General features: G+C 64.2%; 21 protein-coding genes. 9 read left to right on the top strand and 12 right to left on the bottom strand.

Annotated features, from left to right (window positions below; all coding sequences use genetic code 11):
• Positions 1-7 precede the first annotated feature (7 nt).
• A complete protein-coding gene (locus PXJ20_RS13430) occupies positions 8-826 on the top strand; it encodes a siderophore-interacting protein (protein ID WP_413214979.1) in 819 nt (272 codons plus the stop codon).
• An 89-nt stretch (positions 827-915) separates the two neighbouring features.
• On the opposite strand, the gene PXJ20_RS13425 is transcribed toward PXJ20_RS13430, so the two are convergent.
• The gene (locus PXJ20_RS13425) at positions 916-2,034 is read right to left on the bottom strand and encodes a 3-deoxy-7-phosphoheptulonate synthase (protein ID WP_277598297.1); all 1,119 of its coding nucleotides are present in this window, start codon (positions 2,032-2,034) and stop codon (positions 916-918) included.
• A 355-nt stretch (positions 2,035-2,389) separates the two neighbouring features.
• Between PXJ20_RS13425 and motA the strand changes: the two genes are divergently transcribed.
• Both motA and motB read left to right on the top strand, forming a co-directional pair.
• The gene (motA, locus tag PXJ20_RS13420; RefSeq protein WP_017775609.1) at positions 2,390-3,259 is read left to right on the top strand and encodes a flagellar motor stator protein MotA; all 870 of its coding nucleotides are present in this window, start codon (positions 2,390-2,392) and stop codon (positions 3,257-3,259) included.
• Positions 3,260-3,276: 17 nt separating this feature from the next.
• The gene (motB, locus tag PXJ20_RS13415) at positions 3,277-4,272 is read left to right on the top strand and encodes a flagellar motor protein MotB (RefSeq protein WP_421032203.1); all 996 of its coding nucleotides are present in this window, start codon (positions 3,277-3,279) and stop codon (positions 4,270-4,272) included.
• Here motB and boxA read toward each other — a convergent pair.
• The 4 genes from boxA to PXJ20_RS13395 all read right to left on the bottom strand — a co-directional run bounded on the left by boxA (position 4,266) and on the right by PXJ20_RS13395 (position 9,947).
• Positions 4,266-5,537, bottom strand: coding sequence for a benzoyl-CoA 2,3-epoxidase subunit BoxA (boxA, locus tag PXJ20_RS13410; protein ID WP_421032202.1), 1,272 nt, complete (start codon positions 5,535-5,537; stop codon positions 4,266-4,268). The genes motB and boxA overlap by 7 nt on opposite strands.
• A gap of 70 nt (positions 5,538-5,607) precedes the next feature.
• Positions 5,608-7,035, bottom strand: a complete 1,428-nt coding sequence (boxB, locus tag PXJ20_RS13405; protein ID WP_413215943.1) for a benzoyl-CoA 2,3-epoxidase subunit BoxB — start codon at positions 7,033-7,035, stop codon at positions 5,608-5,610.
• A 71-nt stretch (positions 7,036-7,106) separates the two neighbouring features.
• Positions 7,107-8,834, bottom strand: coding sequence for a 2,3-epoxybenzoyl-CoA dihydrolase (gene boxC, locus PXJ20_RS13400; RefSeq protein WP_421032201.1), 1,728 nt, complete (start codon positions 8,832-8,834; stop codon positions 7,107-7,109).
• Positions 8,835-8,981: 147 nt separating this feature from the next.
• Complete coding sequence (locus PXJ20_RS13395) at positions 8,982-9,947, bottom strand: helix-turn-helix transcriptional regulator (protein WP_017775604.1); 966 nt, start codon at positions 9,945-9,947, stop codon at positions 8,982-8,984.
• 278 nt (positions 9,948-10,225) lie between these two features.
• Between PXJ20_RS13395 and PXJ20_RS13390 the strand changes: the two genes are divergently transcribed.
• The 5 genes from PXJ20_RS13390 (at position 10,226) to PXJ20_RS13370 (ending at position 15,503) form a co-directional block, all read left to right on the top strand.
• Positions 10,226-10,693 carry a DUF4863 family protein gene (locus tag PXJ20_RS13390; RefSeq protein ID WP_126877180.1) on the top strand — a complete coding sequence of 156 codons (468 nt, stop codon included), beginning with the start codon at positions 10,226-10,228 and terminating at the stop codon, positions 10,691-10,693.
• A gap of 17 nt (positions 10,694-10,710) precedes the next feature.
• Complete coding sequence (locus PXJ20_RS13385; RefSeq protein ID WP_421032200.1) at positions 10,711-12,321, top strand: 3,4-dehydroadipyl-CoA semialdehyde dehydrogenase; 1,611 nt, start codon at positions 10,711-10,713, stop codon at positions 12,319-12,321.
• 175 nt (positions 12,322-12,496) lie between these two features.
• Positions 12,497-14,092 carry a benzoate-CoA ligase family protein gene (locus PXJ20_RS13380; RefSeq protein ID WP_421032199.1) on the top strand — a complete coding sequence of 532 codons (1,596 nt, stop codon included), beginning with the start codon at positions 12,497-12,499 and terminating at the stop codon, positions 14,090-14,092.
• 20 nt (positions 14,093-14,112) lie between these two features.
• Complete coding sequence (locus PXJ20_RS13375) at positions 14,113-14,958, top strand: alpha/beta fold hydrolase (RefSeq protein WP_421032663.1); 846 nt, start codon at positions 14,113-14,115, stop codon at positions 14,956-14,958.
• 11 nt (positions 14,959-14,969) lie between these two features.
• Positions 14,970-15,503 carry a GNAT family N-acetyltransferase gene (locus PXJ20_RS13370; protein WP_421032198.1) on the top strand — a complete coding sequence of 178 codons (534 nt, stop codon included), beginning with the start codon at positions 14,970-14,972 and terminating at the stop codon, positions 15,501-15,503.
• 24 nt (positions 15,504-15,527) lie between these two features.
• Here PXJ20_RS13370 and PXJ20_RS13365 read toward each other — a convergent pair whose 3' ends face one another.
• From PXJ20_RS13365 to PXJ20_RS13350, 4 genes are all read right to left on the bottom strand, one after another.
• On the bottom strand, positions 15,528-16,595 hold the full coding sequence (locus PXJ20_RS13365) for an ABC transporter ATP-binding protein (protein WP_017775598.1): 1,068 nt from the start codon (positions 16,593-16,595) through the stop codon (positions 15,528-15,530).
• A 36-nt stretch (positions 16,596-16,631) separates the two neighbouring features.
• Positions 16,632-17,423 (bottom strand): ABC transporter permease, encoded by a 792-nt coding sequence (locus tag PXJ20_RS13360; protein WP_017775597.1) that lies wholly within the window; start codon positions 17,421-17,423, stop codon positions 16,632-16,634.
• The gene (locus PXJ20_RS13355; protein WP_413214986.1) at positions 17,420-18,355 is read right to left on the bottom strand and encodes an ABC transporter permease; all 936 of its coding nucleotides are present in this window, start codon (positions 18,353-18,355) and stop codon (positions 17,420-17,422) included. The genes PXJ20_RS13360 and PXJ20_RS13355 overlap by 4 nt, the downstream gene beginning before the upstream one ends.
• Before the next feature lie 66 nt (positions 18,356-18,421).
• Entirely contained in the window at positions 18,422-19,543 is a 1,122-nt protein-coding gene (locus PXJ20_RS13350) for an ABC transporter substrate-binding protein (protein ID WP_413214987.1), read from the bottom strand.
• 360 nt (positions 19,544-19,903) lie between these two features.
• On the opposite strand from PXJ20_RS13350, the gene PXJ20_RS13345 reads away from it, so the two are divergent.
• Positions 19,904-20,674: a DeoR/GlpR family DNA-binding transcription regulator gene (locus PXJ20_RS13345; RefSeq protein ID WP_017775594.1), complete on the top strand. Its 771-nt coding sequence runs from the start codon at positions 19,904-19,906 to the stop codon at positions 20,672-20,674.
• A gap of 16 nt (positions 20,675-20,690) precedes the next feature.
• On the opposite strand, the gene PXJ20_RS13340 is transcribed toward PXJ20_RS13345, so the two are convergent.
• The 3 genes from PXJ20_RS13340 to mmsB are packed head-to-tail and all read right to left on the bottom strand — an operon-like array spanning position 20,691 to position 23,568.
• Positions 20,691-21,863: an enoyl-CoA hydratase/isomerase family protein gene (locus PXJ20_RS13340; RefSeq protein ID WP_421032197.1), complete on the bottom strand. Its 1,173-nt coding sequence runs from the start codon at positions 21,861-21,863 to the stop codon at positions 20,691-20,693.
• Positions 21,860-22,675 carry an enoyl-CoA hydratase gene (locus tag PXJ20_RS13335; RefSeq protein WP_421032662.1) on the bottom strand — a complete coding sequence of 272 codons (816 nt, stop codon included), beginning with the start codon at positions 22,673-22,675 and terminating at the stop codon, positions 21,860-21,862. Before PXJ20_RS13335 ends, PXJ20_RS13340 begins: the two co-directional genes overlap by 4 nt.
• Positions 22,675-23,568, bottom strand: coding sequence for a 3-hydroxyisobutyrate dehydrogenase (gene mmsB, locus PXJ20_RS13330; protein WP_421032196.1), 894 nt, complete (start codon positions 23,566-23,568; stop codon positions 22,675-22,677). The genes PXJ20_RS13335 and mmsB overlap by 1 nt, the downstream gene beginning before the upstream one ends.
• Positions 23,569-23,586: the final 18 nt, after the last annotated feature.

Genomic DNA, 23,586 nt, shown 5'->3' with positions numbered 1-23,586 from the left:
GGGCTTCATGCAAGAGAATGCCAGTCTCGACGTAATACGTATCCGTCATCCCTTGAAGTTCCGTTTGGTGCAGGTCGCGCGAGTGCATGCAGTCACGCCCTCGCTGGTACGAGTCACGCTCACGGGCGACGACCTGCATGATTTCGAGTCCGCCTCGTTCGACGACCACGTAAAGGTCTTTTTCCCGGAACCGGGCGCGACGAAACCCACTTTGCCCACCCTGGGTCCAGAAGGCATTGTCTGGCCGGAAGGTCTGCCCAAACCTGTTGCACGCGACTACACCCCGCGCCGCTTCGACCGTGCCGCGTGCGAACTCGACATTGAATTCGTGCTGCACGATGCAGGGCCTGCTTCGGCATGGGCAGCGCAGGCAAAAGCCGGTCAATACCTCGGCATTGGGGGGCCGCGTGGGTCGATGGTGATTCCGGCGGGTTTCGACTGGCACCTGCTTGTCGGCGACGAGACCGCGTTGCCCGCCATCGCCCGCCGACTGGAAGAACTGCCGCAAGGCGTGCGCGCGGCGGTCGTGCTCGAAGTGGGCGATCCGTCCGCGCGTATCGAGTTTCGTACGGCCGCCAGCCTCTACACCGTCTGGCGCTATCGCGACGAGGCGTGGCGCGGCGATGCGTGCGGACTGGTCGAAGCCGTGCGCGAAACGTATCTGCCGCCGGGCACCGGCTTCGTCTGGGCCGCGGGCGAATCGTCAGCGATCCGCGCCGTGCGCGAGTATCTGTGCAACGAGCGTGGCGTCGACAAGAAGTGCATTCGTGCGTCGAGCTACTGGCGCCGCGGCGCACAGGCGGTGCACGAGTCGATCGACGACTGAATATGCAGCCGCGCGCCCATATGCCTTGGTGGGCTTGAACCGCCCTGACAGACGAGCGCGCAGCGGTATGGAGTGACGTGCAATAAAGTTCAGGCGCGACGGCGTGCCCGCACGGCCTCGGCGAGTTCCTGCAGCACCGGCTCCGTCTGGCTCCAGCCAAGGCATGCGTCGGTAATCGACACGCCACGCTTGAGCGGCACGCCCGGCTTGAGGTCCTGGCGTCCCTCTTCCAGGTGACTCTCGATCATCACGCCCACAATGCGGCGTTCGCCCGCCGATAGTTGCAGCGCCAGATCGTGGGCCACGTCGCGCTGACGCAGGTGGGACTTGTTCGAGTTCGCATGCGAGCAATCGACCATGACCTGCTCGGGCAACCCCGCCGCATGCAGCACGGCGCAGGCTTCGGCAATCGATGCGCTGTCGTAGTTCGGCCCCTTCTTGCCGCCGCGCAGGATCACGTGCGTGTCCTCGTTGCCGCGCGTTTCGAAGATCGCGGCCATGCCCATCTTCGTCATGCCCATGAAGGCGTGGCTCGCGCGCGCCGCAACGATCGCATCCGCGGCGATCTGCACGCCGCCGTCCGTACCGTTCTTGAAGCCGATCGGGCAGCTCAGGCCGGAAGCGAGTTGCCGGTGGCTCTGGCTTTCCGTCGTGCGCGCACCGATTGCGCCCCACGCGACGAGGTCCGCGATGTATTGCGGGCTCAGCAGATCGAGAAACTCCGTTCCCGTGGGCAGACCTAGCGCGTCGATGTCGAGCAGCAGCTGGCGCGCCGCACGCAGCCCCTCGTTGATACGGAAGCTGCCGTCCAGCCGCGGGTCGTTGATGTAGCCCTTCCAGCCCACCGTCGTGCGCGGCTTTTCGAAATACACGCGCATCACGATCAGCAATTCGTCACGCAGCGCGTCGGCACTGCGCTTCAGGGCATGTGCGTATTCCATGGCCTGATCGTGATCGTGAATCGAGCACGGCCCTACCACCGCGATGAGACGGTCGTCGCGCCCCTTCAGCACATTCGCAATGGCGGCGCGGCTTGCTTCCACGAGCGTCTGCGTCGCCTCGGGCACAGGCAGTTCGTCGAGCAGTAGCGCCGGGGAAATGAGCGGGCGCACCGCGCCGATGCGCACGTCGTCGATGCGGGTGGTGTCCTGGGTGGCGTCGGCCACGCCGGCTTCCTGATCGTGCTGCGGATTGTCGATGCGCGTCACGGCATGCTCCTGCGGATGCGAAGAATGGTGGAAAGTCACGGATTATCTCACCGCGCGGGCGCCAAAGTGCCGGCTGCGGCAACACCGGCCAAGGACGCGAGCCGCTGCGACCATGCGCCTCAACTGCTTCCGAAGAGTCAAGGGCCTGAGCGCTCGGACCCATTCCTCGGGTCGACGATGCATGCAGAACGCAAACATCGAACAACGAGGCATGGAAAATTCTCACGCGACCACACTTCAGCAACTTCGCGCTGCTGCCGATATCAAGGCCATACAACAACCATGGATATGCGCGACGTTCGCTTTGGAACACCCGTTTCAGTGCCATGCCGCAATCCGCTTTCTGGGAGCCAGCATGTTTGTCGCCATTGGATGGGTGGTCGTGATTGGGTCGGTCATCGGCAGTTTCGTGGGCGTGGGCGGGCATCTGCCCGCGCTCGTGCAACCGTTCGAATTCCTCTGCATCTTCGGTGCCGCCGTGGGCGCGTTCGTGGTCAGCAATCCTGTCTCCACACTTCGCAAAACGTTGAAAAGCCTGCCCGCGTGCTTCAAGGGCCCCGGCTACTCGAAGGAAAAATATCTCGAGCTCATCGCCCTGCTGTACGAGCTGCTCCAGAAGGCGCGCAAGGACGGCATGATGGCGCTCGAGGCGGACGTCAACGCGCCGGAGGAAAGCGCGATCTTCCAGAAGTACTCGCACGTGCTTGAAGACCATCATCTGCTCGATTTCATCGTGGACTATCTGCGCATGATGTCCACGGGCAACGTCAACGTGCTCGAAGTGCAGGACTTGATGGACGAAGAGCTTGCAACGCATCACGCCGAGTCTTCGGTAGCGGCACAGGCCATCCAGAAGATGGCAGATGGCCTGCCCGCATTCGGCATCGTGGCCGCCGTGATGGGCGTCGTGCACACCATGGGGTCCGTAGGCGCGCCGCCCGCGGTACTTGGCGAGATGATTGCCGGCGCGCTCGTGGGCACCTTCCTCGGCATCCTGCTTTCGTATGGCTTCATCGGCCCGGTTGCAGACCTGCTCAGCGCGCGCGGACGCGCCGAAGCGAAACCGTTTCAGTGCGTGAAGGCCGTGCTGCTCGCGTCGTTGAGCGGCTATGCGCCCGCGATCGCCGTCGAGTTCGGTCGCAAGGTGCTCTTCACTGCGGACCGCCCGAGCTTCCAGGAACTCGAAGACGCGGTGCGCGCGACGAAGTCGCCCAAAGCGGCCTGACCCGCGGGGAGTCACGTATGGCGACGAAACCTCCCAACGGGAACCGGTCCTCGCAGCGCGAAGAACTGGCGGCCATCATCGTGCGCCGCGGGCGGCGCCACGAAGAGCACGGGCATCATGGTGGCGCATGGAAGATCGCCTATGCCGACTTCGTGACGGCCATGATGGCGTTCTTTCTGCTGATGTGGCTGCTCGGATCCACGTCGAAATACGAGAAGCAGGGTATTGAGGATTACTTCAATACGCCTCTCTCGGTCATGCTCGGCACGAAGGACGGCTCGGGCGCCTCGCGCCCCAATGTCGTACAAGGCGGCGGCCGCGACCTTGCGAACACGAAGCCCGGCGACGGTGCGCAACAGCAGCCGCAACCTGCATCAACGCATGCGGCGTCGGTCGCGGTGCCCGCGCCGGCCGATACGGAAAAGCTCAAGCAATTGAAAGCGAAGCTCTCCGCGTTGATCGAGCAGACCCCTGCATTGCGCGCGTTCAAGGACCAGATCCGCATCTCCATCACGAACGAAGGGCTGCGCATCGAAATCGTCGATTCGCAGAACCGGCCTATGTTCGCATCAGGCAGCGCGAAACCGGAGAGCTATGCGACCACGATCCTCATGCAGATCGGCTCCGCACTGAACGACGTGGAAAACCGCATCTCGATTGCAGGCCACACCGATGCCGTACCCTACAGCGGCGGTACGGCCGGCTATTCGAACTGGGATCTCTCGTCAGATCGCGCCAATGCGGCGCGCCGCGCGCTCGTAGCCGGCGGCATGCGTGAGGACAAGGTGCTGCAGGTGCGCGGCCTCGCCGACGTGCTGCCGCTCGATCGCAACGTGGCCGACGAACCCACCAATCGTCGCATCAGCATTCTCGTGCTCAATCATGCAGCGGAGCAGGCGTTCTTCAGCGACGGCGGCCGCACGACGATAACCGGTGGGCAGCCGTTGAACCTACACGGCACAAATGCGCCCGTAGTCAGCACCGCCGCTGTGGCGCCGGTTGCAACTCAATAAGTCTCCAGATGCAGGCGCCCTTCCCGGACAAGGCGCGGCCATAGCGTGTCCCACGCGAGGCCGTGCTGCCCGGCGATGTCCCGCAGTGTCTGCAGTACGCCCTCCTCCATGCCCTTCAAGCCGCACACATAGAGGTAAGTGTTGGCATCCCTGAGCAGTTGCGCAACGTCAGCAGCACGTTCGCGCATCGCATCCTGCACGTAGCGCTTCGGCTCACCTGGCGTTCGCGAGAACGCCAACGTGGTATCGATGAAATCCTTCGGCAAGTTCGTGAGCGGCCCGAAATACGGAAGCTCCTCGCGCGTGCGCGCACCGAAGAACAGCATCAACTTGCCCGTTGCACCCTTCAGCCTGCGGCGACGCCGATACTCCGTCATTGCACGCATGGGCGCGGCTCCTGTTCCCGTGCAGATCATGAGCAGATGCGAATCGGGATGGTTAGGCATCAGAAACGTGCTGCCGAACGGCCCGATCACCTGCACGCGGTCGCCCTTTTTCAGATCGCAGAGATAGTTCGAGCACACACCGTGCGCCGCATCGCCATGGTGGTCGCGCGTCACGCGCTTCACCGTGAGCGACACGTTGTTGTAGCCCTTGCGCTCGCCGTCGCGTGGACTCGCAATCGAATATTGCCTTGCATGGTGCAGTTTGCCGTCTTTCGTCGCGCCCGGCGGCAAGATACCGATGGACTGGCCTTCCAGCACGGGAAACGGCAATGCGCCGAAGTCGAGCACGATGTGGTGGATGTCGCTTTCGGCGGTCTCGTCGGTCACGCGGTAATTGCCGGCCACTGTCGCAACCACAGGCGCCTTGTGCGTGTAGAGATTCACGTATGGCTTCGAGGCCGACCATGGCGGCACCGTGGAACCACGCATGGTGTCCACGTCAGGTCCTTGGGACTCGTCGTCTTCCATGCCCGCTGTTCTCGCCGCGCTGTTCCCCTCGAGCGCCGTCTGCTGGGCAAGCGGGTCGAGTGCCGCACTCGCCGCCGTACTTTGTGCCGGCAACGCGTCCCACGTGAACTGCTCTTCGATGCCGTATGCGTCGGCCTTCAATACCGTGCGCCAGTTGTCGATCGCGCCCGTGGGGCACGGCGGTACGCACGCCATGCAGCCGTTGCAGACCTCAGCGTCGACCACGTAGTTGTTGCTGTCGTGCGTGATCGCGTCGATGGGGCAGGTTTCCTCGCAGGTGTTGCACCGGATGCAGATCTCGGGATCGATCAGATGCTGCCGGAGGACTTCGATGGGTGCGGGTCCGTTCATGTCTGCTCCCCTTTCCGTGGCGGCGGCTATCTTGTGCGGCATGACACCGGGTGCCGCCGCGCGGAAAGACTTAGTTGAAACGCACGTACTCGAACTCGACGGGCTGACGGTTGATGCCCATCGCCGGCGGCGCAATCCAGTTCGCAAACTTCCCGGGCTCGGCCACGCGACCCATCAGCGAGGCCACGTACGCACGGTCTTCCGCGGTAGGCAGCCATGCCGCTTCATTGGCGGCCCATTCCGTTTCGCTCACGATGCGGCCATCCGGCGAGACACGAACACCCGCGAACGTGCCGATGCGGCGATTGAACGCCTTGTGCGGCACCGTCAGGCGGAAATCGATGCCGGCCTTTTCGAGGACCTTGTTCCAGCGATTCACGCCCGCCACGGAGTCTTTGATGTAATCGTCGCGCAGCACCTCGTTCATCGCGTTGAGCATGGGAACCTCGCGCTCCACGAGCCGGCCATCCTCCACGTCGAGCAGGCGATATTGCTGGCCGTTCAATTGATGATCGTCATCGCGCTTGCCCTCTTCGTAGCGCCCCTTCAGGCCGGAGCTGTAGAACGTTGCGGCGTTGGACGACTGGTCCGCACCGAACAGGTCGACCGTCACCGAGTAGTGGAAATTGAGATACCGCTGGATCGTGTCGAGATCGATCACGCCCGCGGCGCGCAGCCGTGCCGGGTCCTCGGTGCGAAGCTCGTTCATCACCTGGGCCGTGCGCTGCACGACACGCGAGACACCCGATTCGCCCACGAACATGTGATGCGCCTCTTCCGTCAACATGAACTTCGTCGTCCGTGCCAGCGGATCGAAACCCGACTCCGCAAGCGCCGACAACTGGAACTTGCCGTCGCGGTCCGTGAAGTACGTGAACATGAAGAACGAGAGCCAATCAGGCGTTCTTTCGTTGAACGCGCCCAGAATGCGCGGGTTGTCCTCGTCACCCGAACGGCGACCGAGCAACGCTTCGGCTTCCTCACGACCATCCCGGCCGAAGTAACGATGCAGCAGATAAACCATCGCCCACAGATGACGGCCCTCTTCCACGTTCACCTGGAAGAGGTTGCGCAGATCGTAGAGCGAAGGCGCCGTGAGGCCCAGATGACGCTGCTGCTCCACCGACGCCGGCTCCGTGTCCCCCTGCGTGACAATGATGCGGCGCAGATTCGCACGATGCTCGCCCGGCACGTCCTGCCACGCGGGCTCCCCCTTATGTTCACCGAAATGAATCTTGCGGTCAGCCTCGCCCGGCGTGAGAAAAATGCCCCAGCGATAGTCCGGCATCTTCACGTAATCGAAATGCGCCCAGCCACCGGGATCGACGCTCACGGCCGTGCGCAGATACACGTCGTAGTCGTGCGAGCCGTCCGGGCCCATGTCGGCCCACCACGAGAGGAAGTTCGGTTGCCATTGTTCGAGCGCGCGTTGCAGCGTGCGATCGTCGGCGAGATTCACGTTGTTCGGAATCTTCTCGCTGTAGTTGATCGAGGTGATCGTGGACATATCGGTTCCTTGTGCGAATGCTGCGAGTGTCGGTTTGCGTTGCGCCTGTGGCGAATGCGGCTTCAGACGCGGGCCACGTCGAACTGCGCCTTGCTGCCCTTGCCGTACACCTTGAGCGCGCCCTTCTCGCCCACCGCGTTTGGCCGGTTGAAAATCCAGTTCTGCCAGGCAGAGAGGCGGCCGAAGATGCGTGTCTCCATCGTCTCGGGTCCGTTGAAGCGAAGGTTCGCTTCGAGGCCTGTCAGTGCATCCGGCGACATCGCGGTGCGCTCTTCAAGCGCGATGCGGATCTCGTCGGCCCAGTCGATGTCGTCGGGCGCAGCGGTGACGAGACCCAGACGATCGGCCTCGACCGGCTTCACTGGCGTTCCGATCGTGGCGCGCACGGCGTCGAGCTGCGTGGCATCGTCGTAGAAACGACGCGCAAGGCGCGACTGATGCGTGACCATGGGATACAGACCGAAGTTGACTTCGGAGAGCGTGATGGCGGGCTCTTCGTCCTCGTTGGCGGGCAGCGCCGCCATGTAGCTGCGATCGGCGGCGAACGCGAGTTCCGCAAACGTGCCCGCGAAGCAAGAACCCGGCTCGATGAGCGCGAACAAGGAGCGCGACGATACGTCGATACGTGCGAGCGTGCGGCGCAGCATGCCGATGGTCTCGCGCACCAGCCAGTGCTCGCGATGCGCCATGAGCACCGCGTCGGCGGCGAGCACCGCGCGTGCGTCACCTTCCGTCTTGAAGATCCACGTGCCGATGTCGAGCTCGTTGGTGCGCATCGAGAGAATCGCGTCGTCGAGTTCGCGCGCGAACTGCAGCGGCCACCAGTTGGCGCTGGCCGCCACGATGGCGTCGATGCTGTCCGGCTGCGGCCCTTGCGGCGCTTTCGCCGTGAAGGTGGCGATTCGGCGTGCACGGTCAATTGCGACTTCAACAGTGTGATATGAGAGTCCGTTCTCGCGGTCCGTGCGTTCGATACGCGTGAGCGCTACGCCTTTCGCCTCCGCCGGACGGTCGCTCTGCGCAGCGAGTTCCAGCGCGCGCGCCTTGATAGCGTGATCGAACTGATTCGGCTTCACGACCTCGTCCACGAGGCGCCACGCCTTGGCGCGCTCGCCGCGAATGCCCTCCACCACCGTGCAGAAGATATCGGCGCGATCGTGACGCACATGGCGCTTGTCGGTCAGACGCGTCAGTCCGCCCGTGCCCGGCAGCACGCCGAGCAGCGGGACTTCCGGCAGGGCCACCGACGACGAGCGGTCGTCTACCAGCCAGATTTCGTCGCACGCCATGGCGAGTTCATAGCCACCGCCCGCGCACGCGCCGTTTACCGCGGCGAGAAACTTGAGTCCGGAATGGCGCGACGAGTCTTCCATTCCATTGCGCGTTTCATTCGTGAACTTGCAGAAGTTGACCTTCCATGCATGCGAAGACAGGCCGAGCATGAAGATGTTGGCGCCCGAGCAGAACACGCGGTCCTTCAGGCTGGTCAGCACCACGCTGCAAACTTCGGGATGCTCGAAGCGGATGCGCTGGATTGCATCGTGCAGTTCGATGTCGACGCCGAGGTCATATGAATTCAGCTTCAGGCGGTAGCCATCGCGAATGCCGCCATCTTCGGCGATGTCGATGCCGAGCGTAGCCACGGGGCCCTCGAACGTCAGCTTCCAGTGGCGGTACTGGGATGGATCGGTACGGTAGTCGACGCGAGTGGCTGCGACCCCGAGCGGGGCTGCGGCGGAAGGGGTGGAAGCGGTGGCATGAAGCGGGTGAGCGGCTTGCGCTGAGGACATGGGTGTCTCCTGGACGGTGCAGTGCATGCTGTTTCACTGAAACATAATGCACTACATTTCCCATGTAAAGCCTATAAATGCATTTTAATGCATTTTGGCGGGTAAACCCCGACCGCCCCCCCGGTGTGGGTGAACCTGCCGTTAGCGCTAGCCCGCCCGCGAAGCTTCCCTGTCGGCTTCAGCCGCCAGCCTGACGGCGAGCCGGTCGCGCAGTTGCAGATAGGCGTCCGCGAGTGTCTTTTCGCTCGTATCGAAGGTCATGTCGGCGCGGCCGTAGAGTTCGTCGCGTCCCGCCAGAATGCGTTTGAGGTCGTCCATCGCCTCGCTGTTGCCGGACATGGGACGCAGGTCGCCCTGCGCCACCACCCGGCGCATGTGCTCCTCCGGGCTCGCCTGGAGCCAGACCGTGAAGCAGTGCGCAAGCAGCGTGTTGAACGTGCCGGGTTCGGAAACGAGCCCGCCAGGCGAGGCGATTACAGCCCGCTCATGCTCGCGGATCACGGCCTCCAGCGCGCGATGCTCATAACGACGGTAGGCACTCGCGCCATAAAGCGAGTGAATTTCAGCGGGCGGGCAACCGGCCAGTTGCTCGATCACGCGCGTGAGTTCGACGAACGGCGCCTTGAGTTCCTGCGCCAGCATGCGGCCCAGCGTGGACTTGCCGGCGCCGCGCAGGCCGATCAACGCAATGCGGTGCTGGCGGTGCGGGTCGCGCGGCGCCTGCGAGAACATCTCGGAAAGCGCAATGCGTGCGCGTTGCAGCGCGGCCTGGTCGCGCCCGTGCAGCAGCTCGCGAATCAGCAGCCACTCCGCCGACGAAGTCGTTTCGTCGCCGATGATCTCCGCCAGCGCGCAGTTGAGTGTGGCCGCAATCTGCCGCAGGACAAGCACCGAGGCGTTTCCCGTGCCGGACTCCAGATTCGCAAGGTGGCGTTCCGAAAGCCCCGACTCAGAGGCCAGCGACTTGCGGGTCATGCCCCGGCGCGCCCGCAGCAGACGCACGCGTTCGCCCATTGCCGACAGGAAGGGATCGCGTGTTTCGCGCTCTACTTCGGTCTTGCCCAGTTCTTCCGCGGCCTCGGCACGCAGCTCTCCGGCGTAAGTTTGCTTCATGTTTTGCGGTCCATGCTTATCAGTAGATGTACTATAGTGCTTGACATGCATCATGGCGAACGGTTAATTTTCGCCACAAATGACTTCGATCACAAATCTTCCGCTGCGCCCCGATCGGAGTCCGATGCGTCTCTGCCGCGCCGAAGCAGGCAGCAGCGGCAATTCACTGCCGCCGCTGCACCTGCCAGGCTCGCTGCCCACATCGCACCCTGGGCACGCGCTAGCCACGCAGCCGCATGAACTTGCGTGCATACGCCAAACTCTGGAGAGAGACAGGCATGTCCCCTCAGGAATTCCAGCGCCTGATTGCAGGCGTGACGGAACAGATCGCCGGCAGACCGCTAGACGATGCCCTTTCCACATGGCTCAACGCAACCTGGCCAGAAGGCAGCCCGATGTTCCGGGACCTCGCGGACGCGTGCCGCGCGGGCGTGACCCAAGGCTGGCTCTGTAACCGGGAAGCGGGCGGCATCCGCTACGGGCGCGTCTTCAAGCCAGTGCCGGAACTGCATGGCTTTTCTGTCGACGTGGTGGACATGAACGAGATTGCCGGTCCACATCATCGTCACCCCAACGGCGAGATCGACCTGATCATGCCGCTCACCGAAGGCGCCTTATTCGACGGCCGCTCTGCCGGCTGGTGCGTGTACGGCCCCGGCAGCGCGCATCGGCCCACAGTTTCCGAAGGCCGCGCACTGGTGCTCTATCTGCTGCCGGAAGGCGCAATCGAGTTCACTGCATCCTGACGAGGCGGGACACACCCATGACTGAGCTTCTGAAAAATCATGCAGGCGGCCGCTGGGTTGCCGGCCAGGGCGACGGCACGATGCTGCGTGATCCTGTAACGGGCGAAGCGCTCGTGCGCGTGTCGAGCGACGGGATCGATCTGCCGGATGCATTCCGCTTCGCGCGGGAGCAAGGCGGCAGCGCGCTGCGTCAGCTCACGTATGCCGAGCGCGCCGCGCGGCTCGCTGACATCGTGAAGCTGCTGCAATCGAAACGCGACGACTACTACGCGATCGCCACCGCCAACTCCGGCACGACACGCAACGACTCGGCTGTCGACATCGACGGTGGCATTTTCACGCTCTCGTATTACGCGAAGCTGGGCGCATCGCTCGGGTCCGTGCGCGCGCTGCGCGAAGGCGCCGCCGTGTCGCTCAGCAAGGACCAGTCGTTCGCCGCTCAACACGTGTTGACACCCACGCACGGCGTGGCACTCCTCATCAACGCGTTCAACTTCCCTTCGTGGGGACTGTGGGAAAAAGCCGGCCCCGCCCTGCTTTCGGGGGTGCCGATCATCGTCAAGCCTGCCACCGCGACGGCCTGGCTCACGCACCGCATGGTGGCCGACGTCGTGGAGGCCAACATCCTGCCGCCCGGCGCGCTCTCCGTCATCTGCGGCAGCGCGGCGGGTCTGCTCGATCAGGTCCAGGCGTTCGACGTGGTTTCCTTCACCGGCTCCGCGCAAACTGCGGCGACGCTGCGCGCTCACCCTGCTTTCGTCGAGCGCGGCGCGCGGCTGAACGTGGAGGCCGACAGCCTCAATAGCGCGATGCTCAGCGCGGGCACGTCGCCCGGCTCGCCCGCATTCGACCTGTTCGTGAACGAGGTAGCGCGTGAAATGACCGTGAAGTCCGGCCAGAAATGCACGGCGATTCGCCGCGCGTTCGTGCCGGCGTCGCTTTTCGACGCGGCAGTGGAAGCCCTCAAGGCCAAGCTCGCCAGGGTCACGGTGGGCAACCCGCGCAACGAAAGCGTACACATGGGGTCGCTTGTGAGCCGTGCTCAACTCGAGAACGTGCGCGCAGGCATTGCGCTGCTGCGCGAAGAGGCCACGCTCGCATTCGACGGATCGACCGTGCCGCTCGTCGATGCGGACGCCTCCGTTGCCGCATGCATCGGCCCGCATCTTTTCGCCATGCGTGACCCCGACACCGCGAAGCACCTCCATGACGTCGAAGTGTTCGGCCCTGTGGTCACAGTGGCACCGTACCGCATCGAAAGCGCACGCGTCCCTTCAGGCGACACCTTGCCCGAAGCGCATGCCATCGCACTCGCGCGGCGCGCTCAGGGGTCGCTCGTTGCATCCGTCTATGGCGACGACGACGTCCACCTCGCCCGCGTAGCGTTGGCGCTTGCCGATTCGCACGGTCGCGTGCACGTCGTCTCGCCGAACGCGCAGACCAGCCACACCGGCCACGGCAACGTCATGCCGATGTCGCTCCACGGCGGCCCCGGCCGCGCAGGCGGTGGAGAAGAACTGGGCGGTCTGCGCGCGCTGCATTTCTATCACCGGCGTGCCGCGATCCAGCAGGCCGCCGGGGGAATCGACGCGATCGCGCAACTCACCACGCGAATCGATCAACCGTAACTCGCAGCAAAACGATAGACCCGAGAGACACAACCCGCCACACGTCAAAGCCGTCAACGAACGGCAACGCGTTCAGCCGGCACATGCAAGCGCATTGAGATCAGAGAGACGAGACACACGCGGCCCGCAGAGCCCGACGCAGATCGGCCCTTGGCCGCACAAGCCTGGAGGAACCATGGAAGCCTTGCTGGAAACGCCGGCCAACCGGCCCGTATCGATTGCCGAACCGCCGCCGGCGCAGTTCAATTTCGCGACGCACGTGTTCCGTCTGAACCAGGCGCGTGCGAGCAAGGCGGCCTATATCGACGATGCAGGCGCCACCTCCTACGGCGAACTCGAAGACCGCGCGCGGCGCTTCGCCAGTGCACTGCAAGCCCTCGGCATTCACGCCGAGGAGCGCCTGCTGCTCGTCATGCAGGATACGGTCGAGTTGCCGGTGGCGTTCCTCGGCGCGCTCTACGCGGGCGTGGTGCCTGTGGTGGCGAATACGCTGCTCACATCGGCCGACTACACCTACATGCTCTCGCACAGCCACGCGCGTGCCGTGATTGCGTCAGGCCCCGTACTCGCCAACGTGCGCGAAGCGCTCGCGGGCGCCGAAAGCGACGATTGCATGCTGATCGTCTCGCGTCCCATGGACGCGACCGCCGAAGCACCGCAGCGCGTGCTGCACGAGCTGACCGATCAGGCCGCGCCCGCCGCGAAGCCTGCATCCACGGGTGCCGACGACATCGCCTTCTGGCTCTACTCGTCGGGTTCAACGGGAAAGCCCAAGGGCACCGTGCATACTCACGCGAACCTGTACTGGACCGCGGAGCTTTACGCCAAACCCGTTCTCGGCATTCATGAGGATGACGTAGTGTTCTCTGCGGCCAAGCTTTTCTTCGCGTACGGACTCGGCAACGGCCTCACGTTCCCGCTCTCGGTGGGTGCCACGACTGTACTGATGGCTGAGCGCCCCACGCCCGCCGCCGTGTTCGAGCGCCTCGCGAAGCACCGCCCCACCATCTTCTACGGCGTGCCGACGCTTTACGCGAACATGCTCTCGTCACCTCAGTTGCCCGCTCGCGACGATGTGGCACTGCGCGTGTGCGCCTCGGCCGGCGAGGCCTTGCCACGCGAAGTCGGCGAGCGCTTTACTGCGCATTTCGGCTGCGAAATTCTCGACGGCATTGGCTCGACGGAAATGCTGCACATCTTTCTCTCGAATCGGCCGGGCGAAGTGGAGTACGGCACGACGGGACGCCCTGTGCCGGGCTACGAGGTCGAACTGCGCGACGAAGCCGGGCAGCCTGTGGCCGAGGGCGAAGTGGGCGACCTCTATATCAAGGGGCCTAGCGCCGCGCTCATGTACTGGGGCAATCGCGAGAAAAGCCGCGCCACGTTTCTGGGCGAATGGCTGCGCAGCGGCGACAAATATCGCAAACTGCCCAACGGTTGCTACGTGTACGCGGGGCGCAGCGACGACATGCTGAAGGTCAGCGGTCAATACGTGTCACCCGTGGAAGTCGAGATGGTGCTCGTGCAGCACGAGGCGGTGCTGGAGGCCGCGGTAGTGGGCGTCGATCACGGCGGGCTCGTGAAAACGCGGGCTTTCGTTGTGCTCAAGCCCGGCATTGCGCCACTCGATAGGCTCGTGGACGAGCTGAAGGCATTCGTGAAGGAACGGCTCGCGCCCCACAAGTATCCGCGCGACATCCAGTTCGTGGACGACCTGCCGAAGACCGCAACGGGTAAGATTCAACGGTTCAAACTACGCGAACTGCTTTGAGGTGCGTGTTCATGTCCGTTATGTCCGATCCCGCCAGCGTCCTGCCCAGCGCCACCGCCGCGGACCCCGCGTTTGCCGCGCTGCCGGCTACGCGCTCGCACGGCCCGCTGCGCATCGAATACCGTTGGCTCAACGCCGGACTGCATGATGCGCCGCTCGCCATCTTTCTGCACGAGGGGCTCGGGTCGGTGGCGATGTGGAAGCAATGGCCGCAAACGCTCTGCGACGCACTGGGTTTTCGTGGGCTTGTCTACTCGCGCCCCGGCTACGGCAAGTCCACGCCGCGCGCCGCGGAGGTCAGATGGCCCGTTGAATTCATGCACCAGCAGGCACGAGAGATTCTGCCGGAGTTGCTCGACGCGCTCGGCATCGATGCCGCTGAACGCGAACGGATGTGGCTCGTGGGTCATAGCGACGGGGGATCCATCGCACTGCTTTACGCCTGCGCTTTTCCGCAGGCGCTCGCCGGCGCTGTCGTTATCGCGCCGCACGTGGTCGTGGAGCAGGTTTCGGTCGAGAGCATCGCGAAAGCGAAGATCGAGTACGACGACGGCAATCTGCGCGACAAGCTCGCGCGTTATCACGACGACGTGGACTCCGCGTTCTTCGGCTGGAACGACATCTGGCTCGACCCCGCGTTTCGGGCCTGGGACATCACGGCGGTGCTGCCCGACATTCGCTGCCGCCTGCTCGCCGTGCAAGGCCACGACGACGAATACGGCACGATGGAACAGATCGATGCAATCCAGCGTAGCGTGGCGCACGCACGCCTCGTGAAGCTGACTGACTGCGGACACTCGCCGCATCGCGATGCGCCCGCGGCATTGAATGCGGCGATCGTGGACTTCGTGCGGCACGAAGATTAGGAGGACGCGCCATGCAGCCCGCCACGACGCTCGAAACGCCACGCCTCGTTCTACGCCCGCATACCGCGGACGATTTCGAAGATAGTCTCGCCATGTGGTCCGACCCGCAGGTGACGCGTTATATCGGCGGCAAACCGTTCAGCCGCGAAGAAGACTGGGCGCGGCTGCTGCGTTACGCGGGTCATTGGGCGCTGCTCGGTTTCGGCTATTGGGCCGTGCGCGAGAAAACGACGGGAAGGTTTGTAGGCGAGGCAGGCTTTGCGGACTTCCAGCGCGAGATCGAGCCGCCGTTCGACGGCACGCCCGAAATCGGATGGGCGCTCGCGGCGTGGGCGCACGGGCAAGGTTATGCGACCGAAACCGTACGTGCGGCGCTCGCATGGGCCGACGAAAAATGGCCCAACACGCAAACCGTCTGCATGATCAGCCCTGCCAATGCAGCGTCGATTCGCGTGGCGAGCAAATGCGGTTACCGCGAAAGCGGCAGCGTGCTCTATAAGGAGCGGCCCGTCACCGTGTATCGGCGCACGCCGGGAACCCGCTAGCGCAGCGCACCTGCACCGCTGCCCTCAAATCCCTTCTTCCAGCACGAGCAGGTTGTCGTGCGAAAAACCCAGCGCCACGGGTTGCCCGCGCTCGGGCAACTGACGCCCCGGGTCATTGAACACGTCGAGAGACAGCACGGCCTCGTTCACGCGCGCGCGAATCCGCACCACGGAGCCGAGAAAGTTCACGTCCTCCACCGTGGCGGCCAGCGTATTGCGGCCCGGCGCCGGTGCTTCCAGCACGATGGCCTCTGGACGCAACGCGAGCAGTCGCTTCTTGCCGGCATCGTCCGATGCGAGCGCGCGGGTCGTGACGAGCTCCTGGCCATCCACCGCCATGCGCCCCGTTGCCGGGTCCACCACGTGCCCCGTGAGGATGTTGAGCGTGCCGACGAACGACGCTACGAAACGCGTGCGCGGGAAGTTGTAGATCTGCGCGGGCGAGCCAACCTGCTCGATGCGCCCTTCGTTCATCACGACGATGCGGTCGGAGATGGAAAGCGCCTCCTCCTGGTCGTGCGTGACGAAGATCGACGTAATGCCCAGTTCGCGCTGCAACGTGCGAATGTCTTCGCGCAATGAAATGCGGATTTTCGCGTCCAGCGCCGAAAGGGGTTCGTCGAGCAGCAGCACTTCGGGCTTGCCCGCCAGCGCACGCGCCAGTGCCACGCGCTGCTGCTGCCCGCCCGAGAGTTGCCACGGGTAACGTGCGGCGAGTGCGGGCAGCTTGATGAGTTGCAGCATCTCGTCCACGCGGCGGCGAATCTCATCGGCCGACTTGCCTGCCACACGCAACCCGAAGCCGATGTTCTCGGCCACAGTCATGTTCGGAAAGAGCGCATACGACTGGAACACCATGCCCACGTTGCGCTGACGCGTGCGCATATGCGTAACGTCGCGACCACCGATGCGGATCGTGCCGCGCGTGGGCGTTTCGAAGCCCGCGATCATGCGCAGCACGGTCGTTTTCCCGCAGCCCGACGGCCCCAGGAACGTGACGAACTCGCCGCGTTCGATCTGCATGTCGAACTGATGCAGCGCCGTGTTGGTGCCGAAGGTCTTGTGCAGGTTTTCGATTTCGAGAAATGCCATGACTTGTTGCCTTGCTGGATCGGTTGCGTTGCGGCGTCAATGGCCGGGGGCGCTCGCGGCGCGCGCCGAGCCGAACACCTGGATCAGACCCATGGAGGCCCACGTCACCACGAACGCAATGATGGCGAGCGCCGACGGTTCATAGGCGCGGTTCGCGCCGATCAATTGCAGATACGGACCGAACGCGGGCCGGTCGAGCAGGCTCGCAATCGTGAACTCGCCCATCACCACGGCGAACGTGAGGAACGCGCCGGAGAGAATGCCCGAGCGGATGTTGGGCAGGATCACGCGAAAGAGAATGGTCGGCCAGCCCGCACCGAGGCACTCCGCTGCTTCGGTGAGGGAACGAACGTCCACGGCGCGCAGGCCGGTGTCCACCGCGCGATACATGTAGGGCAGCGCAAGCGTCACGTACCCGCACACGAGCAGCAAATCCGTCGCGCGCTCGTTGCCCGTGAGCGGCAGGATCGAACTGCTGTTGTAGATGCGCAGATAGCCGAACACGATCACGATGGCGGGCACCACGAGCGGCAGCAACGTGATGAATTCCACGATGGGCCGCAGCTTCGGCAGACGCAGCCGCACCCAGTACGCCGTGGGCACGACGAGCAGAATGCCCACCACGATGGTGAGCAACGCCATCAGAATGGAATAGCCGAACGAGGCCTGAAAACGTGGGTCGGCCAGCACCACGCGATACGCGTCCAGGCTATACGTGTCGCGCCGCATCCGCAGGCTGAATTCGAACGTTGCGATGAGCGGCACGAGGAAATATACGGCGCCTACGATCATCGCCGTCCATGCGCCTACGCGCGATTGCGTCTTCATCGGCGCCCCCTTTCTGCGCGTGAACGCAGCCAGATATAGCCGCCGTTCGAAAGACCGGTGACGAGAATCATGCCGAGCGCGAGCGCATAGCCCAGATTCTGGTTATGCAGCACGTCCCCGCGAATCTGCGCATAGAGCAGGATCGTCACGATATTGAGCGAACTGCCCGTGAGCGCATACGCTGTGGCCACGGCACCAAACGAATTTGCAAAGAGCAGCAGCGTGGCGCCGAGCACACTCGGCCACAGCACGGGCAACGCGACGTAACGCCAGTACTGCCAGGCGGTGCCGCCCAGCGAATCGCAGGCCTCGCGCCATTCGCGTTTCAGGCCGTCGAGTGCGGGCGTGACGATCAACACCATCAGCGGAATCTGGAAATACAGGTACGTGAGCGTCAGCCCCCAGAAACTCAGGATGCTGAAACCCGTGGCATACAGATTGACGCCCACATATTTCTTGAGCAGAAACGTGACGAGACCCACGCGGCCCAGCGTGCAGATGAACGCGAAAGCGAGCGGCACGCCGGCGAAGTTCGACGCGACGCCGGAAAACGTCATCAGCGTGGGACGAATCCAGCGCGGCAGTTTGCCATGCACCGCGGCCCATGCGAGCAGCGAGCCGAGTACGGCCCCGCCCGCGGCCGATGCCGCGCTGACCTTGAAGCTGATCCAGTAGGCGTCGAGCACGCCTTCCTGAAACAGTTGCCTGAAATTGTCGAGCGTGAAATGGCCCTGCGCGTCCTGGAACGCACCGACCATGAGAAACGCGGTCGGCAGAATCAGAAAGAGCACGGCAAAAACGAAAAACGGCAATACGCCGATCCAGACCAGCAGCCCCGAATGCTGTGCCGGGTTGACCTGGGGCGCCGGCGCGGGCACGCGCGGAACGACGAGTTCCGGCGACCCCGGGCCGAGATCCTGTGAAGCAGCCATCAATATTCCCCGAGAAGGCGGCCCCGTGGGTACGGAGCCGCCTGGTCGCAACTTCGGTTACTTCACTTACTTCACGTTGGCGCCGACAGCCCCGTCCCACTGCTTCGTGATCGTGTCCTTGTACGCGTCCTGCTCGGCGAGCGTCGGAAACACGGCAGCCTTGTAGGCAGCAGCCGGCGGCAGCTTGTCGAGCAGCGCCTGCGGCACCTTCTTCGCCGAAATCAGCTCGTTATAGCGGATGGGGTGGCAGTAGCCCGTGAGCCAGCCGATCTGGCCTTCGTCGGAGTAGAGGTATTCCATCCAGAGCTTCGCGGCATTCGGGTGCGGCGCGTAGGCGCTGATGGCCTGCACGTAGACGCCTGCCACCACGCCCGTCTTCGGCACTACGACGTGCACCTTGGGGTTGCCCTTGAGCGTGTCGCGGTCTGCGAGCGCGTTGTAGTCCCAGCGCACGATGATGGGCGTGGTGCCCTGCGCGAGCGACGCCGCCTTGCCGATCACGGGCACGAAGTTGCCGCTCTTGTTCAGGTCCGCGAAGAACTTGAGCCCCGCCTTGTCGGCCGCGGCCACGTTGCCCTTCGTCTGCGAGAGGCCTGCCGCGAACACGGCCTGAATGGCCTGGTTCGCCGTACGCGGATCGCCCGCGAGCGAGACGGCATTGCGGTAGTCGGGCTTGAGCAGATCGCTCCAGTCGGCCGGCACCTTGTCGATCATGTCGCCGTTCACTTCGAACGAGAGCACGCCGTAATAGTCGCCGTACCAGTAGCCTTCAGGGTCCTTCGCCGAATCGGGAATCGACTTCCACGTGGACACCTTGTACGGCTGCAGGAGGCCCGCAGCCTTCGCGGTGGGACCGAACGAGAGGCCCACGTCGATCACGTCCGGCGCCTGCGGTCCCTTGTTGCCCTTATTGGCCTTGATGGCTTCGACCTCGTCGCCTGAGCCGGCATCCGGGTTCAGTTCGTTGATCTTGATGCCGTACTTCGCCTGAAAGGCGCTGATCATGGCGCCGTAGCCGCACCAGTCATGGGGCAAGGCGATCACCGTCAGTTGCCCTTCCTGTTTCGCCGCGGCGACGAGCGCGTCGGGCGGCGCAGCCCATACCTGCGTCATGCCCGTGGCCGCAACCAGTGCGGCGGCCGCGACAGCCGACATCGAAACAAAACGGCTTGACCTCGTGCGGTTCATGGTGTTTCCCATCCTCTGCCGAAATTGCTGCGTTATAAAAAATTGCAGAAAGACTGCAGGCGGCTTCCCGTCGCCGCGTCTGCGAGCCTCCGCCCGCCTGTTGTTCTGTCAGGACGTTGCGGGCGGCGCGCCCGATAGTAGCGGCGGAATGCGTCAAATTCGTGTCACGCAAGAGCATATGCGCGATGCACAGAGGTCGTGCGCAGAGCACGGTGCCCGGTGTGAGCGAAGGCTAATTTCAAATGCACAAATATGCAAGTCCACAAAAAAATACAACGAAGGAACGCGGCTCGTACAGGTAAGCTACGCGTGCTGCGGCCTGCTGTTCGCCGCCTCACTTCAAGACAGAGCACCCTTCAAATGTGGCAGGAAGACCGTCATCAGAGAATCCGTACGCTGCTCTCCACGCTGCACCGCGTTTCCACGGAACGCATCATGGCGGAGCTGGGCGTATCGCGCGAAACCGTGCGGCGCGATCTGCTGGACCTGGAAGCCATGGGCGAGCTGCGCCGCGTGCATGGCGGCGCGGTGCGCCCCGCTGACGAAGCGCCTATCGACGAACGCGCCCATACGCGCGTGAAAGCGAAGTCCGCTGTGGTAAAGGCGGCAACGGGCATGGTGGCAAGCGGGCAAACGCTCTTCGTGGATGCGGGCACCACGACGTCGCTGCTCGCCGAGCAACTGGCGAAGCTCGCCAACCTGACGGTGGTCACCAACTCGATCGACGTGGCGCTGAAGATGCGCGGCGCAAGCGGCGAGGCCGAAGCGCCCAACGAAGTGATCCTGCTGGGCGGGTCGATCAGCAATCGTGCGGCGGCCACCATGGGGGCCGCCACCGTGCTCGACATCCATCGCTATCGCGCGGACCTCGCCCTGCTCTCGCCCGTGGGCATCGACGCCCGGCACGGCGCGACCAACTACGACCAGGGCGAAGCGGACGTGGCCCGCGCGATGGTAGCCAACGCGGACCGCGTGGTCGTGCTCGCCGACTACAGCAAGATCGGGCAGCGCAGCCGCATTACGTGGTGCCCGCTCGAGCGAATCGACGTCTTGATTACGAACGCAAAGGCCGCCGAGGCCGCGGGCTTCACGTCGTTGAAACGAAAATTGAGACGCGTGCTGCTGGCTTAGTGTCTACACCTGGCGCCTACGCTTCCCCCAGCTCCGCAAGCGGATGCGCGTCCCTGCGCCACGGCGACGAAATGAAGTGGCGCACGCGTTCGGGCCGCACTTCGAAGAGCGTGAGCGGTGCCCAGCGCGGACGCCGGTCTTTGTCTACCAGATGCGCCCGCACGCCTTCGCAAAAATCGCCGTCTTCAATAGCCCGCGTCACGATGCCCAGCTCCATGCGAAAGCATTCGGCCAGCGTCATCTGCCGCCCGCGCAGCAGCGCCTCGCGCGTGACGTAGAGCATGGTGGGCGAATGCGACGTCAGGGCGTCGTAAGTCGCCTGTAACCACTGACGAATCTCGCGCGGCGCCTCACGCTCCAAGTCCTGCTTCAGCGTCGCGACCATGCGATCCACACCCGAACGCCGGTCGAAGTGCCGCAGGATCAATTGCGTAAACGGTGCGAGCGGCGCGTGTGGAACGACGTTGCAAGGCGGCTCGAATACGCGTCGCAATGCATGGAGCAGATCGCCGTCATGCGGCATGCGCAAGAGTCTTTCCTCGAACGAGGCGAGCCATTCCGCTGGCACGCAAAGGTCGGCCAGTTGCAGGCGCAGCGCGTCGGCGCCCGAAAGCGTGGCGCCTGTGAGGCCCACGTACAGTTCCATCTCCGCGGGCATCACGCCGAGAAAACGCGTGGCGCCGACGTCGGGCAGAAAGCCGATGCGCGTTTCCGGCATCGCGAGCTTCGAGCGGTCCGTCACGATACGCAGACGCGCGCCCTGCCCGAGCCCCATGCCCCCGCCCATCACGATGCCATCGAGCAGCGCGATGACAGGCTTCGCAAACGTGTGAATCGCGTAGTCGAGCCGGTATTCGTCGATGAAAAACTGCTGCCATGCGGCTCTGGTCTCTGCATCGCGTTGCCTCGCGAGCGCATACAAAGCGCGCACGTCGCCGCCTGCGCAAAAACCCCTTTCACCTGCGCCGCGCAATACGACTGCAACGATCGCGTCGTCGTCGCGGCAGCGTTCCAGCAGCATGGCAAGCTCGCGCACCATCGCGTGCGAAAGCGCGTTGATGGCCGAGGGCCGGTTCAATGTGATGACCGCGACGCGATTCACCACGCGCAACATCACCTCTGGTTCAGTGGTCGGCGCGAGGTTAGAGGGACTCGAAACCTGCGCCGACGCCTCGCGAAGCGCGCTCATCGTGTGCCCTCCGCTGTACTACTCCTCGTACTGCTCCCCATACTGCTCCAACGCGGCGCGCGCTTTTCCAGAAATGCATTGACGCCCTCGCGCTGATCGGGATGATCGAACAGGTCCACGAAGCGCTCGCGTTCCACCGCAAGCGCTGCCGCACGCGGCACGCCGTTACGCGCCTGGTGGATCAACTGCTTGCTGAACGTGATGGCCTGCGGACTCAGCGTCGTAACGCGCGTCGCCATCGCCAGTGCCGCCTCACGAGCGGCGCCTGTTTCCACCACTTCTTCCACGAGGCCGATGCGCAACGCGGTCTGCGCGTTCACGCGTTCGCCCGTGAGGATCATTCGCTTCGCCCAGCCCTCGCCCACGAGCCACGGCAACGTCTGCGTGCCGCAGCCACAGCACAGAAGGCCCACGGCGGTCTCGGGCACGGCGAGTTGCGCATGCTGTTCGGCGATGCGCACGTCGCAGGCGAGCGCACATTCCAGTCCGCCGCCCATCGCATAGCCGTTGATCGCGGCAATCACCACGGGCCGCGCGTTCTGCAATGCTTCAAATGCCGCGCCGAAACGCGCGGCCGCTTCGCGTGCCACGCGCTTGTCGCCGTCGGCGAACGTATTGAGGTCCGCACCTGCGCTGAAGAAGCGCGGACCGTCGCCTGTGATGACGAGCGCCCGCACGCATTCGTCGGCATCGAGCGTTTCCACGGTTCGTTGCAATTGCAGCAGGCCTTCGGGCGTGAACGCATTCGCGGGCGGGCGCTTCAATGTGACGAGCGCGATGGCCCCGTCGTGCGCGTAGTCAAGTTCGATCATCACGCGCCCTCGCCGTCGCGATACAGCTTGATGATCGAAGAGAAGTCGAGCCGTCCTTCGCCGCGGCTGCTCATCGCCTGGTAAAGCTGCTGCGCGAGCGCGCCGAGATACACCGGTTGATGCGCCGAACGCGCGGCGTCCGTAGCAAGGCCCAGGTCCTTGAGCATCAGGTCCGTGCCGAAGCCGCCCGTGTAGCCGCGCGATGCGGGCGCAGTCTCGATCACGCCGGGAAACGGGTTATAGGTATCTGAACTCCAGCAGCGCCCCGTCGACGTGTTGATGATGCCGGCAAGCACCTTGGTGTCGATGCCGAGCGCCGCGCCCAGCGACATGGCCTCCGCCACGCCCGCCATCGTGATGCCGAGCAACAGGTTGTTGCAGATCTTCGCGACCTGCCCCGTGCCCGTGTCGCCGCAATGCACGAGGTTCTTGCCCATCGCGGACAAGACCGGCCGCACGGCTTCGAATGCGGCCGCGCTGCCGCCCACCATGAAGGTCAACGTGCCCGCGGCCGCCCCGCCTGTACCGCCCGACACGGGCGCATCCACGAATGGATTGCCGTGGTCGGCCGCGAGCGCCGCGAACGCCTTCGCGCTCTGTGGATCGATGGTGCTCGAATCGATGATCGTCACGCCCTTCGCGATGCCGGCCAGCACGCCGTCCTTCGCCGTGAGCACGTCGCGCACGTGCGCCGCGGCGGGCAGCATCGTCATCACGCATTCAACGTCTGTCGCCGCGATCTTCGGCGACGCCGCCGCCTTCGCGCCCGCATCCACGAGCGACTGCACGGCCTGCGCGTTGAGGTCGAACACGTTGAGCGCGTGCCCCGCTTTCAGCAGATTGCGCGCCATGGGCGCACCCATGTTGCCGAGCCCGATAAAGCCTATTTTCATGGCCTGTTCTCCTGTTTG

It is taken from the genome of Paraburkholderia sp. A1RI_3L (assembly GCF_048957895.1).
GTDB classification, from domain to species: Bacteria; Pseudomonadota; Gammaproteobacteria; order Burkholderiales; family Burkholderiaceae; genus Paraburkholderia; species Paraburkholderia kururiensis.
Note: the sequence above shows the minus strand (reverse complement) of the source record. Positions and strands in the feature narration are given on the sequence as shown.

Excerpts from the sequence above, each read along its gene's own strand:
- PXJ20_RS13430 (WP_413214979.1), top strand. The coding sequence starts at position 8 with ATGCAAGAGAATGCCAGTCTCGACGTAATACGTATCCGTCATCCCTTG.
- motA (WP_017775609.1), top strand. The coding sequence starts at position 2,390 with ATGTTTGTCGCCATTGGATGGGTGGTCGTGATTGGGTCGGTCATCGGC.
- motB (WP_421032203.1), top strand. The coding sequence starts at position 3,277 with ATGGCGACGAAACCTCCCAACGGGAACCGGTCCTCGCAGCGCGAAGAA.
- boxA (WP_421032202.1), bottom strand. The coding sequence starts at position 5,537 with ATGAACGGACCCGCACCCATCGAAGTCCTCCGGCAGCATCTGATCGAT.
- boxC (WP_421032201.1), bottom strand. The coding sequence starts at position 8,834 with ATGTCCTCAGCGCAAGCCGCTCACCCGCTTCATGCCACCGCTTCCACC.
- PXJ20_RS13395 (WP_017775604.1), bottom strand. The coding sequence starts at position 9,947 with ATGAAGCAAACTTACGCCGGAGAGCTGCGTGCCGAGGCCGCGGAAGAA.
- PXJ20_RS13390 (WP_126877180.1), top strand. The coding sequence starts at position 10,226 with ATGTCCCCTCAGGAATTCCAGCGCCTGATTGCAGGCGTGACGGAACAG.
- PXJ20_RS13385 (WP_421032200.1), top strand. The coding sequence starts at position 10,711 with ATGACTGAGCTTCTGAAAAATCATGCAGGCGGCCGCTGGGTTGCCGGC.
- PXJ20_RS13380 (WP_421032199.1), top strand. The coding sequence starts at position 12,497 with ATGGAAGCCTTGCTGGAAACGCCGGCCAACCGGCCCGTATCGATTGCC.
- PXJ20_RS13375 (WP_421032663.1), top strand. The coding sequence starts at position 14,113 with ATGTCCGATCCCGCCAGCGTCCTGCCCAGCGCCACCGCCGCGGACCCC.
- PXJ20_RS13370 (WP_421032198.1), top strand. The coding sequence starts at position 14,970 with ATGCAGCCCGCCACGACGCTCGAAACGCCACGCCTCGTTCTACGCCCG.
- PXJ20_RS13365 (WP_017775598.1), bottom strand. The coding sequence starts at position 16,595 with ATGGCATTTCTCGAAATCGAAAACCTGCACAAGACCTTCGGCACCAAC.
- PXJ20_RS13360 (WP_017775597.1), bottom strand. The coding sequence starts at position 17,423 with ATGAAGACGCAATCGCGCGTAGGCGCATGGACGGCGATGATCGTAGGC.
- PXJ20_RS13355 (WP_413214986.1), bottom strand. The coding sequence starts at position 18,355 with ATGGCTGCTTCACAGGATCTCGGCCCGGGGTCGCCGGAACTCGTCGTT.
- PXJ20_RS13350 (WP_413214987.1), bottom strand. The coding sequence starts at position 19,543 with ATGAACCGCACGAGGTCAAGCCGTTTTGTTTCGATGTCGGCTGTCGCG.
- PXJ20_RS13345 (WP_017775594.1), top strand. The coding sequence starts at position 19,904 with ATGTGGCAGGAAGACCGTCATCAGAGAATCCGTACGCTGCTCTCCACG.
- PXJ20_RS13340 (WP_421032197.1), bottom strand. The coding sequence starts at position 21,863 with ATGAGCGCGCTTCGCGAGGCGTCGGCGCAGGTTTCGAGTCCCTCTAAC.
- PXJ20_RS13335 (WP_421032662.1), bottom strand. The coding sequence starts at position 22,675 with ATGATCGAACTTGACTACGCGCACGACGGGGCCATCGCGCTCGTCACA.
- mmsB (WP_421032196.1), bottom strand. The coding sequence starts at position 23,568 with ATGAAAATAGGCTTTATCGGGCTCGGCAACATGGGTGCGCCCATGGCG.